The 16392-nt window shown below is 38.0% G+C and carries 10 protein-coding genes; 8 read left to right on the top strand and 2 right to left on the bottom strand.

The window, feature by feature from the left end; genetic code table 11:
* Positions 1-12 precede the first annotated feature (12 nt).
* Both tsaD and FEE95_RS18160 read left to right on the top strand, forming a co-directional pair.
* Complete coding sequence (gene tsaD, locus FEE95_RS18155; RefSeq protein WP_138659442.1) at positions 13-1041, top strand: tRNA (adenosine(37)-N6)-threonylcarbamoyltransferase complex transferase subunit TsaD; 1029 nt, start codon at positions 13-15, stop codon at positions 1039-1041.
* Between the two features lie 64 nt (positions 1042-1105).
* On the top strand, positions 1106-1813 hold the full coding sequence (locus FEE95_RS18160; RefSeq protein WP_138659443.1) for a 16S rRNA (uracil(1498)-N(3))-methyltransferase: 708 nt from the start codon (positions 1106-1108) through the stop codon (positions 1811-1813).
* Between the two features lie 60 nt (positions 1814-1873).
* Here FEE95_RS18160 and FEE95_RS18165 read toward each other — a convergent pair whose 3' ends face one another.
* Entirely contained in the window at positions 1874-2653 is a 780-nt protein-coding gene (locus FEE95_RS18165; RefSeq protein WP_171037084.1) for a DUF1223 domain-containing protein, read from the bottom strand.
* A gap of 48 nt (positions 2654-2701) precedes the next feature.
* On the opposite strand from FEE95_RS18165, the gene FEE95_RS18170 reads away from it, so the two are divergent.
* The 6 genes from FEE95_RS18170 (at position 2702) to FEE95_RS18195 (ending at position 15023) form a co-directional block, all read left to right on the top strand.
* Positions 2702-3352: a DUF4159 domain-containing protein gene (locus tag FEE95_RS18170; RefSeq protein ID WP_138659445.1), complete on the top strand. Its 651-nt coding sequence runs from the start codon at positions 2702-2704 to the stop codon at positions 3350-3352.
* 79 nt (positions 3353-3431) lie between these two features.
* Positions 3432-4520 carry an AI-2E family transporter gene (locus tag FEE95_RS18175; RefSeq protein WP_138659446.1) on the top strand — a complete coding sequence of 363 codons (1089 nt, stop codon included), beginning with the start codon at positions 3432-3434 and terminating at the stop codon, positions 4518-4520.
* Positions 4521-4593: 73 nt separating this feature from the next.
* On the top strand, positions 4594-5706 hold the full coding sequence (locus FEE95_RS18180; RefSeq protein ID WP_317129265.1) for a THUMP-like domain-containing protein: 1113 nt from the start codon (positions 4594-4596) through the stop codon (positions 5704-5706).
* A 479-nt stretch (positions 5707-6185) separates the two neighbouring features.
* The gene (locus FEE95_RS18185) at positions 6186-9497 is read left to right on the top strand and encodes a SusC/RagA family TonB-linked outer membrane protein (RefSeq protein ID WP_138659448.1); all 3312 of its coding nucleotides are present in this window, start codon (positions 6186-6188) and stop codon (positions 9495-9497) included.
* 65 nt (positions 9498-9562) lie between these two features.
* On the top strand, positions 9563-11323 hold the full coding sequence (locus tag FEE95_RS18190) for a RagB/SusD family nutrient uptake outer membrane protein (protein WP_138659449.1): 1761 nt from the start codon (positions 9563-9565) through the stop codon (positions 11321-11323).
* A 112-nt stretch (positions 11324-11435) separates the two neighbouring features.
* Positions 11436-15023 (top strand): VCBS repeat-containing protein, encoded by a 3588-nt coding sequence (locus tag FEE95_RS18195; RefSeq protein WP_138659450.1) that lies wholly within the window; start codon positions 11436-11438, stop codon positions 15021-15023.
* Here FEE95_RS18195 and FEE95_RS18200 read toward each other — a convergent pair.
* Entirely contained in the window at positions 15013-16392 is a 1380-nt protein-coding gene (locus tag FEE95_RS18200; RefSeq protein ID WP_138659451.1) for a sialate O-acetylesterase, read from the bottom strand. The two genes, FEE95_RS18195 and FEE95_RS18200, sit on opposite strands and share 11 nt — an antisense overlap.

A 16392-nucleotide genomic window follows, 5' to 3' on the forward strand; every position in this document is an offset into this window, starting at 1 on the left:
ATTCCAAACCTTATGGAAAAAGAACCAATTTTTATTCTTGCGATAGAATCGTCTTGCGACGACACTTCGGCGGCGGTTTTGTGCAATAAAAAAAAGTTGAGCAATGTCGTGGCTACACAGAAAATTCATGAGGAATATGGGGGTGTCGTACCCGAACTTGCCTCAAGGGCTCACCAGCAAAATATCGTTCCGGTTGTACACCAAGCATTGTCGAAAGCAAATATCGATAAAAAACAGTTATCAGCCATAGCTTTTACGCGAGGACCAGGACTTATGGGTTCTTTATTAGTAGGCACTTCGTTTGCAAAATCATTGGCTATAGGATTGAATATTCCCCTTATCGAGGTCAACCATATGCAGGCACATATTTTAGCTCATTTTATTGAGGAGGAAAGTATGACAGCGCCTACCTTTCCTTTTTTGGCCCTTACTATCAGTGGTGGGCATACCCAAATTGTTTTAGTAAGAGATTATTTTGATATGGAAATCTTAGGTGAAACTTTAGATGACGCGGTTGGAGAAGCATTTGATAAAAGCGCAAAAATATTGGGACTGCCCTACCCAGGCGGACCACTGGTGGACAAATATGCCCAACTCGGAAATCCGAAAACATTCCAGTTTACAAAACCGCGGGTAGATGGCCTAAACTTCAGTTTCAGTGGCTTGAAAACCGGCATTCTATATTTCATCCAAAAAGAAGTTAAAAAGAACCCTGATTTTGTTGCCGAAAATATAAATGACATCTGTGCTTCTATCCAATATACCATTATTCAGATTTTAATGGACAAGCTGAAAAAAGCGGTAAAAGACACGGGAGTAAAACGAATAGCTATCGGAGGAGGCGTTTCTGCCAATTCAGGTATACGAAAAGCGCTGAAAGAAGCGGAACATCTACATGGTTGGATCACTTTCATTCCTAAATTCGAGTATTGCACTGATAATGCCGCAATGATTGGAATTGTTGGTTATTTGAAATACAAAGAAGCACATTTTACGAAACAAGATGTTACTGCCAAAGCTAGATACGTCATAGGTAGTTAAGAAATCTCTAAGAATGAATAAATACTGTATTCACAGTTAATTGAAACAAAATAATCATAAATCAATGCAATTATTCTACAATCCCCGATTAGATACTAGTGCATCACAATTTACTTTTAGCGAAGAAGAAAGTAAACATATTGTTAAAGTGCTGCGTAAAAAAAAAGATGATATTTTACATATCACTAACGGCAACGGATATCTCTTCGAAGCCAAAATTATTGATGCATCCGTTAAAATGTGCAAAGCGGAAATTATTGACACAGACAAAAAACACCCAAAAATGTATTGGTTTCATTTGGTAGTAGCTCCCACCAAAATGAACGATAGATTTGAATGGTTTCTAGAAAAAGCTACGGAAATTGGGGTGAATGAAATAACGCCTATTATATGTGAAAACTCCGAAAGAAAAGTCATTAAGTTGGAACGTTTGCAAAAGGTGATTCAATCTGCAATGAAACAGTCTCTACAAACATTTCTCCCCAAACTAAATGCACCAATATCCTATAAAGAATATATGGCCAAAGCGCAAGAAGGCCTTTTATTTATAGCACATTGCGAGGATGAGGAAAAGCTTGATTTAAAAAGAAGAGTAGCTCCTGACAAAGATGTTACGGTGCTCATCGGACCAGAAGGAGACTTTTCTAAAACTGAAATCAGCCAAGCATATGAAAAAGGATTCTTACCTGTTTCTTTAGGAGAAAATCGATTGCGAACTGAAACAGCGGCAATAGTGGCGTGTACAACAGTTAATATGATAAATAACGGATAAAAAAACCGCCGAATCATAGCAATTCGACGGAATTTCAAACAAACAACTTCTTCTTCATAGTCAGCGCACCAAACTTTGTTTGGCTGCAGCCTTGATATCGTATTCCTTGGTTTCCACAAGAACGATTAGGTTTAAATTATCATTAGGTTTGACAAGTTTTGGTATGGAAATTTCAATAGTACTAGCAGATTCCTCTAGTACAACCGATTTTTCAGCTACTACTATATTACTATTTTGTAATGTTCGGTTTCTATTCTCACCACGTTTTACTTGAGTTGTACGCTCATCAAGCACCAAAAGTGTTCGTATCATTTTATTTTTCAAACTTCCTTGGACCTGATACTTGAAAGAAACTTTATTTTTATCAACTGAAGCTCCATTAAGGTTAATTTTGTTTGTAGCTTTCTTTTGTCCGTAATCGTTGATTCTACCGTACATTTTTGCCGAACTTGAACCTACAAAATGTTCTTTTCCATTGACCACCAATTGTGGTGTGTAATTACTGCGGTTTCGAAATTTTATATTGTAAGCTCTTTGCTTTTTAGTAAATTCTGATTTGCTAAAAGGGTCCTTCCAGCCAATATAATTCCAGTAATCCACATGATATGATAATGCAAAAACTTTTTCTTTATATTCCTTTTTCACCTTTTGTAGAAGCAAATCAGCTGAAGGACAACTTGAACAACCCTGCGATGTAAAAAGCTCGAGAACAACAATAGGTTCATAAATTGCTTCTTCGCTCAGCTCAAAATTGGACCGATCTTTTTTATTAATATCAATAGTGAATGCCATTGTGACAAGGCTTCCTAATACAATTAAAACGATATAGATATTTTTCAAGATGATATTCATTAAATTTGTGACCACTCCTATTTAGTACGATGATTTATGAAGCACCTTACTCGATTAACATTAATTTTTGGTTTTTTCACCTCTCTCTTTGCTTTAGGACAGGACATAGCCATTCTAAAATATAACGGCGGTGGTGATTGGTATTCCAACCCTACGGCGGTTCCGAATCTGATTCACTTTTGCAATAAAAATGTTGGCACCAAACTCAATGAAAAGCCTGAAACTGTTAATCTGGGAGATTCTAGAATTTTTCAATACCCCTTTTTGTACATGACTGGTCATGGAAATGTAGTTTTCTCGAGTGAAGAAGCAGAGAACTTAAAAACGTACTTAATTTCTGGAGGTTTTCTCCACATCGATGATAACTACGGAATGGAACCTTATTTGAGAAAAGAATTGATAAAAGTATTTCCTGATAAAGAATTAGAAGAGATTGGAGCAAACCACCCGATATTTTCCCAGGAGTACAAATTTCCTGAAGGATTACCCAAAATTCATGAACATGATGGCAAAAGGCCTCAAGCCTTTGGAATTTTCCATGAAAATCGTCTTGTACTTTTGTTTACTTTCGAGTCAGATTTAGGTGATGGATGGGAGGACCCATCCGTTCACACTGACCCTGAACCTGTTCGATTACAAGCATTGCAAATGGGTGCGAATATAATTTCATATGTATTTAAAAACTGATTTAGAGGAGTTTTAAATACAATAAACTCAATAACTACAAGCTCTCAGCACAAAACCATAAAAAACTAATAATTTACCAATGACTGCCAAAACCATTTCCGAAGGTATTTTAAGGGCATTAGCCGTAATAGTCGGTATTCTACTTCTTGGTTACTTCTTGTACCAAATCAGTTCCGTATTGACTTACATTGCCATCGCTGCTGTAATTTCATTAATAGGACGGCCTATCGTTCTTTTTCTTAGAAGGAAACTTAAATTCAACAACACGATTGCGGTAATAGTGACCATGCTGCTTTTGATTGGAATTATCGCAGGAATAATCGCCCTTTTTATTCCATTGCTAGTTAAACAAGGACAAAATCTTTCGTTATTAAACATGGAGGCACTACAAGGAAACTTTGAGAATCTCTACTTGCAAATCATCGAATATTTTGATTTAAGTTCGGCAGAGATTGAAGAAAGTATCAAAAACTCCAAACTTTTGGCAAACTTTGATTTTGGATTCATCCCCAACTTCCTAAATTCCTTGGTTGGTATACTGGGTAGCTTAAGTATCGGTCTATTTTCAGTGCTGTTTATTGCTTTCTTCTTCTTAAAAGATAGTAAATTATTTGAAGATGGATTAATGGTTTTTGTTCCAGATAGCAAAGAAACCAGATTACAAAAATCAATTAATACGATTAAGGATTTACTGTCGAGATACTTCGTTGGATTAGTATTTCAGATATTGATTTTATTCGTGATTTACTCGATTGTTTTATTCATTTTTGGAATAGAAAATGCGATAGTAATCGCCTTCCTTTGTGCTCTATTAAATTTGATTCCATATGTCGGTCCAATAATCGGTGGGGCTTTGATGCTTGTATTGTCAATGACTAGCAATTTAGGAGCCGATTTTAGTAGCGTTATTTTACCAAAAACAAGCTATGTAATGATTGGTTTCGTTATCGGGCAATTGGTCGATAATTTCTTTTCACAACCTTATATTTTTTCCAATAGTGTGAAATCCCATCCGCTAGAAATCTTTCTTGTAATTATAATTGGTGGATTATTATTTGGGGTTACAGGTATGATCATTGCAGTACCCGGATACACCGCAATAAAGGTGATTTTAAAGGAATTTTTATCAGAAAATAAGATTGTAAAATCCTTAACAAAAAATCTGTAGTTTTACTTTGAATAAAAAACTATTAAACACTGGTGTACAAGATTTTATACTTCAAAATATAAATACTGACATCATGTCAGTATTACTAAAAAAACCGCTGTTCGAAGATATTTCCCAGCAGGAGCTTTCACAGCAGATAGAAAGCAAAAAAAAGTGTAAAAAAAAACTACCAACTTGGTACAAAACTCCAGGGATATACTATCCAAAAAAAATAAATATTGAACAAACCTCTTCTGAAATCGCAGCGCAATACAAGAGTGGGATTATTGCGGGAAAATCATTACTAGACCTAACCGGAGGCCTCGGAGTTGACAGCTATTATTTTAGTAAAAAAATAGCCGCTGTTTTTCACTGTGAAATCAATAAAAACTTGCAAGAAATTACAGCTCATAATTTCCATATGTTGGGCGCCAAAAACATCCAGACTTTTGCAATAAACGGATTGGATTTTATAAAGAATTCCAAGAAAAATTTTGATTGGCTTTTTCTCGATCCCTCTCGAAGAAATGATTCCAATGGAAAAGTCTTTCAACTTTCGGATTGTGAACCTAATATTCTAGAAAACCTGGAACTGCTTTATAGTAAATCAGAAAATATCCTTCTTAAAACATCACCGCTTCTAGATATTTCAATTGGCCTTAAAGAACTGAGTGGAGTAAAAGAAATTCACGTAATCGCCATAAATAATGATGTGAAAGAACTCCTTTGGGTGATGAAAAAAGGATTTTTGGGCGGAATAAAGATTAGAACTTGTAATTTTACAAATTCAAGAGTTCAGAACTTCGATTTTGAGTTAACTGAAGAAAAGACAGCCCAACCAGATTTCGCTCTACCCCTTTCCTACCTATATGAACCAAATGCTTCAGTTTTGAAAGCTGGGGCCTTCAAATGTATTGGATTTAAATGCAACCTAAAGAAACTTAACCCAAACACACATCTTTATACGTCATCAAGACTAATTGATTTTCCGGGCAGACGCTTTAAGTTGTTGAAACTTGTCGCTTATGGCAAGAAAAACGTCAAAAATCTTAACTTGACCAAAGCCAATATAACCACACGTAACTTTCCCGAAAGTGTGGATGGCATTCGCAAAAAGTTCAAAATAAAAGAAGGCGGGAGTTCATTTTTGTTCTTTTTCAAGGATATGGATAATACAAGTCAAGTTGCATTGTGTGATAAAGTTTAAGTGATTTTTTGGAAAGAAACGTTTAGTTTTAAGAGACAATTATATTCTACACCAGCAGACTCTCTTATCCTCTCTTTTTAACTTTTTCCGTGTAAAAGGCTAATCCAAGAAAAAACAACGCTTTTTCGATGAAAACCCAACATTTTAGAGAGCTGGGTTTAACGTTAAAAAATGCGTTGAAACGTAACAAATGAGTGAAGGTTTGTTAACGAGCACACTATTTGCAACATTTTCTTTTTTTATTAAAAAACTGCCGAATCACTAATATTTACAGTACATGAATGTGAAGTTGTAAAAAATATACCACGAAAACCTTGTAGTTGACAACCGTAAATTATGGGTTATTGTTTGTTGTATTCCGAAGAATTTTGCTATTATTACCGCTTAATTGGGTTTTTCTTAACACTTTTAGGTGGAGAACTTCTCTGAAATGTCCCTCTTAAATCAAAATTAATTTAAACTAACAAACAACAAGGATTATGAATCAAAAACGTGATTACAATTCGTTAAGGCCCAAAGGGAAGCTCTCTTCTTTTGGTATCGGGCTTTTGTCGATGGTGATTTGTCTAGGTGCGCAACTAGCGATGGCAAATCCGGAAACAAGCTTAACTAAGTTTGAACTTGCAAATGCAGTTCAATCTACAGTAACTGGAACAGTTACTGATGCAACAGGAGCACCACTTCCTGGTGCCAACGTACTAGTGAAGGGAACAACGAACGGAACACAAACCGATTTCGATGGTAACTTTACTATTGAAGCAGCAAGTGATGCTACTTTAATTTTCAGTTATTTGGGTTTTCAAACGCAAGAAGTTGCGGTTAATGGTCAATCAACCGTTAATGCAACAATGGCTGAAGACGCTGCTGCTCTTGATGAAGTTATTGTTACGGGGTATGCAACGGAGACAAAGCGTGAAACAACTGCAGCGGTCTCCATAGTTAAGGCTGAAGAATTAGCTGCTATCCCTTCAGGTAACATTGAACAACAATTACAGGGTAGAGTTGCGGGTGTAACTGTTTTGACCAATGGTCAAGTAGGTTCTTCTTCTCAAATTCGTGTTCGTGGTTTCGGTGCCTTTGGTGGTAACGAACCTCTATATATTGTTGATGGTGTTCCAACTTCGAATACAGATTTTATCAATCCTGCTGATGTCGAATCTACTTCTATCCTTAAAGATGCGGCCGCTGCCTCCATTTATGGAGCAAGAGCAGCAAACGGGGTTGTTGTATTTACTACGAAGCAAGGTTCTCGAAGCAATCGCAAAACTAGAATGACCATAGACATTTCAGGTGGTGTGTCTGATCCCAATGTTGGTGGGGCTCCAGAGCAATTGAATCCACAAGAAATGGCAGAATGGACGCATAGAGCATATGAAAACAATGCAGCTGCCACGGGTACTGCAGTTCAGTATTCACACCCTCAGTATGGAACAAATGCTACACCTAGATTTCCTGACTACCTGCACGCAGATGGTCAAAACGGTGTTTTTGAAGCTGATGTGGACTTAGCACAAATACGTGCCAACTACGAGGCTGATCCGGCTAACGTATTCCTAATTCGACCAAATTTGGCAGGAACAAATTGGTTTAAGGAAATTACCAGAATTGCACCAGTAAGTCGTGTAAGTCTAGGTTTTGATGGTGGAAATGAAAGTGGACGTTATTATATGGGCATATCTGCTCAAAATCAAGCAGGTATTCTTTTAAATAATGATTTTGCCAGATATACTGCTCGTTTTAACTCAGAATGGGATATTGCCCCATGGTTAAGTATTGGTGAAAACTTCCAGGTGACTTACAGATCAGTTGTAGGTGGGTTTGGTGGTGAAGGCGGTATTGGTGGTGCTGATGATGAATCAGTTATTCTTTCCGCCTACAGAATGCCTACTATTATTCCTGTACGTGATGAATTCGGAAGTTTCGCAAGTACAAGAGCTTCTGGGTTTAACAACCCACGTAACCCAGTAAGACAGCTGACACTTAATGACCAAGATGATACTGGTTACAATATTGGTGGTTTTGGTAATCTCTACCTTTTATTAAAACCAATTGATGGCCTTACCTTGCGATCTAGTCTTGGTGGTGGTTATAACAATAGTCATTTTGTTAATTATGGCTTTAGATACTTAGGTGATTCAGAACCACAAGCCAGTAATAGTTTTTCTGAAGGTAGTAACTATAGTTTCAACTGGACCTTCACCAATACTTTTACTTATGAAAAGCTTTTTGGAAAACACAAAGTAAAATTATTCGGTGGCGTTGAAGCCTTAAATACTGGTGCTGGAAGATTCATCAACGGTAATGGTATTAACCCGTTCTCTACTGATTTGGACTTTCAGAGTTTGAGTGTAGTGCAGAGTCCTAACGTGAATAGTGGTCAATTTAAAGGGGTGAATTTCTCTTCAACTTTCGGAAAACTTGATTACAACTTTGACGAGCGCTATTATTTAACTGGTGTTATTCGTCGCGATGGATCATCTCGTTTTGGTGGTAACAATCGTTACGGTACATTCCCCGCAGCTTCTGCTGCATGGCGTGTTATCTCGGAACCCTTTATGCAAGACCAAGATTTTATGTCTGATTTGAAATTCCGTGCAGGATGGGGACAAATGGGTAACTCAAACAATGTTGATCCGAATAACCAGTATTCTTTGTTTGCATCGAACAGAGGTAGAACATTCTATCCGATTGGTGGTCAGAACAGTGGTGCTGATGAAGGTTTCGCACAAAGTAGAATTGGAAACCCTGATGCAAAATGGGAGACCAGTACAACCATAAACGTTGGTTTGGATGCTGCCTTCTTTAATGACAAATTAGAATTCCAGATAGACTGGTGGAAAAAAGACACTGAAGACCTTCTATATAATGTACCACTGGCTGGTGTAACCGGTAACTTTGCGGCGGCTCCGTCAGTAAATATCGCAAGTATGGCGAACTCAGGGCTTGATATCCTGGTAGCCGGTAGAGGTAACTTTACAGAAGATTTTTCGTATGATGTTACTGTTACTGCAGGTTTCTTAAAGAATGAAATAACGGCTTTGGCCCCAGGTATTGATTTCTTTGACGGTAGAGGTTATAGAGGTATCCAGGCTACTAGAAATGCTGTAGGACAACCTATCTCAACTTTCTTCGGATATAATGTTATTGGATATTTCAACTCTCAAGCCGAGGTAGATAGTTCTCCAGCTCAAGATGGTAAAGGTTTAGGTCGTTTTCGTTATGAAGATGTTAATGGCGATGGTGCTATTACTCCTGATGATAGAACATTCTTAGGAAGCGCTGTACCAGATGTTACAGGTGGTTCTACCATAAACCTGAGATATAAGAACATCGAGATGGAAATGTTTTGGTTTTACTCCATAGGTAATGAATTGTTTAACCAATCTAAATGGTTTACGGACTTTTTCGGAACGTTTGAAGGTTCAGCGAAAGGTAGAGCAGCTTTCAATTCATGGACACCTGAATTGGGTAACAATGCAGCAGCGCCAATCTGGGAAAGTGCCTCTAACTTAAGTACGAGCGGAGCAGGTAACTCTTGGTACGTTGAAAAAGGGGATTATTTGAGACTACAGCGTCTGGCTTTCACCTATAGTTTTGATGATAACATAATAGATAAAATGGGTATAAGCAAGTTGAAAATTGGTTTTTCTGCCAACAATATCTGGACACTAACAAAGTACAGTGGTTTAGATCCAGGAATTGGTGGTGGTGCTGATACGAACTTTGGTATTGATGTAGGTAACTATCCTGTTTCACCTTCGTATCTGTTTAACTTACAAATCGGTCTTTAATCTATTGTGATAAAGCTGTGATATTTGTATCAAAATAATATAATATCTTTAACGAAAATATAACTATGAAAACAATGATTAATCTAAAAAAATTGACAGTCTTGACCATGGGGCTCCTGATGTTCGGAGTTTCATGTAGCGACGAGTTCCTTGAGGTTTTACCTACGGGCTCTCTTGCTGATGCTCAGGTAGGTACCAAAGATGGTATCGAGGGCTTATTAATTGGAACATACTCTGCCTTAAACGGTGTCTTCGGAAATCGTTTTGAAGGTCCTAATCACTGGGTTACCGGCTCAATAATGGGCGGTGAAGCAAATAAAGGAACCGATGCAGGTGATTATTCTTCGATCAACCCGATTCAACGTTACGAAATCGACCCAACTAGCGGTGATATCAATCAACTCTGGTTAGGGAGGTTTGAAGGAGTTTCCAGAGCTAACGCAGTTTTAGCTGCCTTGGCTAATGCAACTGATGTAACAGCGGAAGACGCAGCAAGAATAGGGGGAGAAGCCAGAATGTTAAGAGCACATTTTTATTTTGATTTGAAGAAGCACTTCAATAGTGTTCCAGTTTTTGATGAAACTGTTGAAGCTGTTGATGTGGTCACTGTGCCAAATACAACAGAGGTTTATCCTCAAATTGAAGCTGATTTACAATTTGCATATGATAATTTGCCTTCAACTACAGATGCTGGCCGCGTTAACAAATGGGCTGCCGCTGCCTTAATGGGAAAAGCTAAGTTGTATCAGAACAAATTTGCTGAGGCAAAGACTTGGTTTGACGATGTAATTGCAAATGGAGTTACTCCTTCAGGAGAAAAATATGCTTTATTAGATAATTATGCGGCAATATTCAACGCAGAATTTGATAATAATGCTGAAGCTATTTTCGATGTAGAATCTGCAAACGATACAGGTAGTACTCAGAATGCAAACTACTTTGATGATTTAAACTACCCATACAATACAGGACCAGATGGCCCTGGTAACTGCTGTGGTTTCTTTCAACCAAGTATTTCATTAGGAAATTCTTTTAGAACGAGTGCTGGCTTGCCTTTATTAGACGATTCTTTCAATGATCCCGCCAATCAAGTTGCTGATAACTTTACATTTTCTCAAATTGATGGAGGTGACGAAGCTGCATTTGTTGAAGATGCTGGTCCTTTAGACCCAAGAATCGATCATTCAATTGGTAGGAAAGGTATCCCTTATTTAGATTGGCCTGGTGTTGATGGGGTTCACCCTGGTTCAGCTTGGATTCGTAGTTTCCCTTATGCGGGTCCTTATTCACCCAAAAAGTATGTGTACTATCAATCTCAAGAAAACTCACTTACAGATGGTAGTTCATGGACAAGAGGTTATGCTTTAATGAACTACACGATTATTCGGTACGCCGATGTTCTATTGATGGCTGCTGAAGCAGAGATTGAAGCAGGCACGTTGGACAAGGCATTGGAATATGTTAACTTAGTTAGAGCTAGAGCTGCAAAGGCTGAGTTCTGGGTTAAGGATGCCGATGGAACTGATGCAGCAAACTATGATATTGCGGAATATACTTCTTTCCCTGATAAGGCGTACGCTACCGCTGCAGTTCGTTTTGAGCGTAAGTTAGAGTTATCTGGTGAAGGTCATGCTTTCTTCGATTTAGTTCGTTGGGGTATTGCAGCCGATTATCTAAATTCCTATTTAGCTTTTGAAGGTTCGAAATTGGTAACTAAATTTGGTGGAGCTAGCTTTACAGCTGGTAAAAGCGAGTACTATCCAATTCCTCAGACTCAAATCGATATTCAAGGATCCGATGTTCTCACTCAGAACCCAGGATACTAATACATATCTTTTACAATAAGTTAAAAGCTGCTCTAACGAGCAGCTTTTTTTGTTTCTTTCCCTTTGTTCATGCATCTTTGTGCATATCATAAATGTAAATTCAGACTACCGAATGCATAACAAAAAAGTCCTGTCCTTTAAGCTTTTATTACCTTTAGTAGTTATATTAATTTTTATAAGTGGATGCAAGGAAAAGAGGCCTACTACCCTATTTACTAATATCGATAGTTCTCAATCTGGTTTAGAATTTAATAACCAACTTACAGAGAATGACTCGATAAACATACTCAATAACGAGTTTGTATATAATGGCGCAGGGATAGCGCTAGGCGACGTTAATGGGGATGGTTTGGATGACATCTTTATCGCAGGAAATCAAGTTGACAACAAGCTATTTCTAAATAAAGGTGAACTAAAGTTCAAGGATGTTTCTGAAAAAGCAAAAGTTTCAAAACCAGATTCACTAATGTGGTCATCAGGTGTCTCAATTATCGATATAAACAGTGACGGGCTGCTAGATATCTACGTGTGTAATACTTTTAGAAAAAATCCGTATCAGCGCCAAAATCTTTTATATATCAACAAGGGAGTTGATAAAGAAAGCGTACCATCCTTTGAGGAGATGGCTGCGGCTTATGGCATAAATGATTCAAGTTATTCTTCACACGTCCAATTCGTTGATTTTGATTTAGACGGAGACCTTGATTTATTCGTTGGGGTAAACTGTATTGAAGGAATAAACCCCACGGAGTTTCGCCCCTCTGATGACGATGGAACTTCAAAAAGCAAAGATGTGCTTTATGAAAACATTCAAAACGATAGCTTACTGCATCCGAAATTCATTAATGTTTCAGAAAAAGCGGGCATTCGCTATCATGGTTACAGCCATAGCACCATAGTTCATGATTTTAATCAAGACGGATGGCCTGATTTTTATGTCGCAAACGATTTTTTAAGTAACGATCTAGTTTACATAAACAATCAAGATGGAACCTTTACAAACCGAGCCGGGGATATTTTCAAACATTTCAGTCTATCGAGCATGGGAAGCGACATTGCTGATATTGATAATAATGGGCGAATGGATATTTACACGACCGAAATGCAACCTTACTACAATAAACGTAAAAAACTATTTCAAGGTCCTAGTAGTTATTCAAAGGAGATATTTACCCGCAAGTATAATTATGAATACCAGTACACTCGAAATACCTTACAAGTCAATCATGGTGTCAATCCAGAGACTCTACTGCCCATATTTGGGGATATCGGTATGTATGCTGGTGTTCACGAAACTGATTGGAGCTGGGCTCCACTGTTTGCGGATTTTGATAACGACGGGTGGCAGGATCTCTTTATCACAAACGGATTCCCCAAAGATGTTACCGATAGGGATTTTGGTGACTTTAGAATAACCGCCAGTAGGCTTGTCAGCAAAGAAAAATTGTTAGCAGCAATTCCAGAGATTAAGATACCCAACTTTATTTTTAGAAATAATGGAGATTCCACCTTTGATGACCTTACTAACGAGTGGGGCTTGAATTTTGGAACCTTTTCAAGTGGAGCGGCCTACGGTGACTTGGATAATGACGGAGATCTTGACCTGGTAGTAAACAATATAAATGACCCCGTACTTCTTTTAGAGAATAATTCATCCGAACTACAGACTAGCAACCATTATTTAAGGCTAAAATTAAAGGGGAACACTAAAAATCCGGTGGCAATTGGGGCAACAGTAGAAATTTATTCGGATGGAGCGACTCAGAAGAAGTCCGTATTATCAGGAAGAGGATACCTATCTCAACCCGAACAGACACTGCATTTTGGCCTAGGGAAACAAACTAAACTGGACAGTATTAAAATTTCTTGGCCGGATAATAATATCCAAAAATTGACGGAAGTTACGTTAGACACGACACTTACAATTTCCTATCAATCTAATTTACTTGGTATACAACAAACTCCGGACAAATGGGATACAACCTTGATGAAGGAGGCCTCCAGTGAATACGGTTTAAAACACAATGTACGGGATATTGATTTTATCGATTTTAACTTCCAGCGTACCTTACCCCATAAATTCTCGCAGTTTGGACCATCTCTCGCTGTGGGAGATGTTAATAATGATAGCCTAGATGACCTTTTTGTGGCCGCAAGTAGAAATTTTAAAGAATCTTGGTTCCTGCAACAAAAAGATGGAAGTTTTAAGCAACAGGAAGTCGCCTATAAATCAAATGCAAAATTAGAGGAAGAAGATGCAGGGACTCTATTATTCGATGTTGATAATGATGGCGACCTTGATTTATACATTGCCAGAGGCTGTGGTCAGTACCCAAAGGATGACAAGTACTATAAAGACATTCTACTTATAAACAATGGCAAGGGAAGTTTTGAGGAAGCCGCCAATAGCCTTCCAGATATTCGAATTAACTCTTCTTCTGTCAAGGCTGCTGATTTTGATAAAGATGGAGATTTAGACCTTTTTGTAGGTAGTCGTGTTGAACCCTTTGCCTACCCAACGGGCGAAAGGTCCTATATTCTTAGAAACGAGAGTACGGAAAGCAATATTAGTTTTGTAGATGTAACTAAAGAAGTATCAAAGGAGCTAGCATCTCCAGGTTTGATATGTGACGCGCTTTGGACCGATTTTAATGGTGATTTCTGGCCTGACCTAATTCTTGCAAGTGAATGGGCTCCAATACGATTTTTTGAAAATAATGAGGGTATTTTAAAGGAAATTACCAACGAAACTGGAATTTCAAGAAATCTAGGGTGGTGGAACAGTCTGGCGGCGGCCGACATAGATAATGATGGCGATATGGACTATATAGCAGGGAATTATGGACGGAACATTAATTTCCAGGGAAGTAAAGAAGAACCTGTTCGGGTCTATGCTAAAGACCTAGACCAAAATGGAACTATTGATCCCCTAATCTCATATTATTTAAGAGATAGTATTGGCACACGAAAAGAATATCTATACCACCCCTGGCAGGATGTTACCAAACAATATGTTGGCATCCGTAAAAAATTCAATTCGTTCGGTGCGTTTGGAGCCTCTACCCTACCCGAAATGTTTTCAGATGGACTCCTAGATGATGCAACTGTATTATCATTTAACTATATGAAATCTGTATGGATAGAGAATATTGGTGGTGGTAAGTTTGACATGCACGCTCTTCCTACGGAGGCCCAAATAGGTCCGATTTTTGGTATTCTTCCAAAATATTTAGACGATGATAACAACATTGACCTCTTGTTGGTTGGAAATGATTATGGTATGGAGGTTCAACAAGGTAGAGCCGATGCTTTAATAGGGCTGGCTTTAAGGAATTCGGGAAAAGGTGATTTTAATACAATTCCCATTGAAAAAAGCAATTTTTATGTCCCCGGTGATGGTAAAAGTTTGGTTTCCATATCGCTAGGAAATGAAAAATCATTGATTATTGCTTCTCAGAACAACGATTCTTTACGCGTTTTCGAGCCCAAGCATAGAGATTTAGAAAAGGTATTAGCCCTGAAACCAAACGAAGTAAAAGTAATAGTTTCATTTACGGATGGAAGCAAACAAGTTTTTGAATACTATTGGGGAAACACTTTTCAATCACAATCTAGCAGAACTTTTTCAATCAACGACGGGGCGAAAGAAGTCCTGTTTTTTGATAATTCAGGAATAGAAACAAGAAAAATCAGTTACTGATAAAACTGGAAGCTGGTAATCCTGCTCCATTGAATAAGTTAGGTAACGCAGTATTACTCCAAGCAAATCGGACTTTTTTAGGTTCTTTTACTTCTTTAGCTGAAAGGATTACTTTCTCATCCTTGATTTTAGCCTTAGCGACATAATAATTACCATCGGTACCTGCGACTTCAAAATGTGTGCCTTTTTTTCCTTGAAAGTTTAAACCTTCGGAATGGTCAAAACTCACTTCAACTTTGCTGCCTAAAATGTTAATTTCTTTAAATAATGGACCATATACTTCTGCCTGAAGACTTTTGTACTGTTCCTTTAAGGCAATATTGGCCAGTCGAAGTCCGACATCCTGCTTATTTGTTGGATGTATATCGTCCACAGTACAAATATCACTAACAACCACCATGGCAGTGTTTTCGATCTTCAAAGCTCTTCTTTGAGCATCTCTAACTAAGACCCCTTGTTCTGGCTTCCCATATGTATAGGGAGCTATTTGCACATAATAAAAAGGAAAGTCATACCCCCAGTTCTTACGCCATGATGTTATCATTTTAGAAAACAATTCCTCATAACTTTCATTATTCGCTGTATTTGATTCTCCTTGATACCATAATGCACCAGCAATTTTGAATTGTTGTAAAGGATAAATCATCGCATTATACAAAATTGAAGGTTTCACGGGGGCCCATTTGTTTTCTCCTATTTTTTTTGCCTGTTCCCCCAGATAAGTGCTTTCTTCAAAAACCGATTCAGGAGTCCAAACCTCAGCACTTGTAGCTCCCCACCCAGTATCTATTATTCCTATCGGGATGTCCAAATCTTCCTTAAGTTTCCTAGCGAAGAAGTATCCAATTGCTGTAAAATCTTGCATTGATTCGGGAGTACATTCTTCCCAAGAACCTATTATATTGTCCTGTTTAGTTTCAGAGGTTCTCTTGGTTACACTAAAAAATCGAATATTCGGGTAGTTCGCATTTTTTATTTCTTCAGCAGCATTATCAATTCCGAGATTGGCACTCCACTCCATATTTGACTGTCCGGAACAAAGCCAAACTTCTCCAATCAAAACATTCTTTAAAATTATTTCATTCGATTTTCCTTTCACATGAACCGTGAAGGGGCCTCCGGCATCAGGGGTTGAAACCTGAAGATTCCATTTGGTCGTTAACAGTGTGGTCACCTTATACTCCTTATCATCCCAGCTTGTGACAATGGTAACCTCTTCGTTCAAATCTCCCCAACCCCATATATGTACTTCGCTGTTTCTTTGAAGTACCATATTATCCGTAAAAATGTTTGGTAGGACTATCTCCGCATGAACAATTGTGCTAAACAGAAATGTAACAGTAGCTAGAAACCAGATTCTCTTTTTCAT

It is taken from the genome of Maribacter algarum (ex Zhang et al. 2020) (assembly GCF_005885635.1).
In the GTDB taxonomy this organism is placed as follows: domain Bacteria; phylum Bacteroidota; class Bacteroidia; order Flavobacteriales; family Flavobacteriaceae; genus Maribacter_C; species Maribacter_C algarum.

What these genes read in the sequence shown, in the direction of transcription:
- tsaD (WP_138659442.1), top strand. Translation starts at nt 13, where the DNA reads ATGGAAAAAGAACCAATTTTTATTCTTGCGATAGAATCGTCTTGCGAC.
- FEE95_RS18160 (WP_138659443.1), top strand. Translation starts at nt 1,106, where the DNA reads ATGCAATTATTCTACAATCCCCGATTAGATACTAGTGCATCACAATTT.
- FEE95_RS18170 (WP_138659445.1), top strand. Translation starts at nt 2,702, where the DNA reads ATGAAGCACCTTACTCGATTAACATTAATTTTTGGTTTTTTCACCTCT.
- FEE95_RS18175 (WP_138659446.1), top strand. Translation starts at nt 3,432, where the DNA reads ATGACTGCCAAAACCATTTCCGAAGGTATTTTAAGGGCATTAGCCGTA.
- FEE95_RS18180 (WP_317129265.1), top strand. Translation starts at nt 4,594, where the DNA reads ATGTCAGTATTACTAAAAAAACCGCTGTTCGAAGATATTTCCCAGCAG.
- FEE95_RS18185 (WP_138659448.1), top strand. Translation starts at nt 6,186, where the DNA reads ATGAATCAAAAACGTGATTACAATTCGTTAAGGCCCAAAGGGAAGCTC.
- FEE95_RS18190 (WP_138659449.1), top strand. Translation starts at nt 9,563, where the DNA reads ATGAAAACAATGATTAATCTAAAAAAATTGACAGTCTTGACCATGGGG.
- FEE95_RS18195 (WP_138659450.1), top strand. Translation starts at nt 11,436, where the DNA reads ATGCATAACAAAAAAGTCCTGTCCTTTAAGCTTTTATTACCTTTAGTA.
- FEE95_RS18200 (WP_138659451.1), bottom strand. Translation starts at nt 16,392, where the DNA reads ATGAAAAAGAGAATCTGGTTTCTAGCTACTGTTACATTTCTGTTTAGC.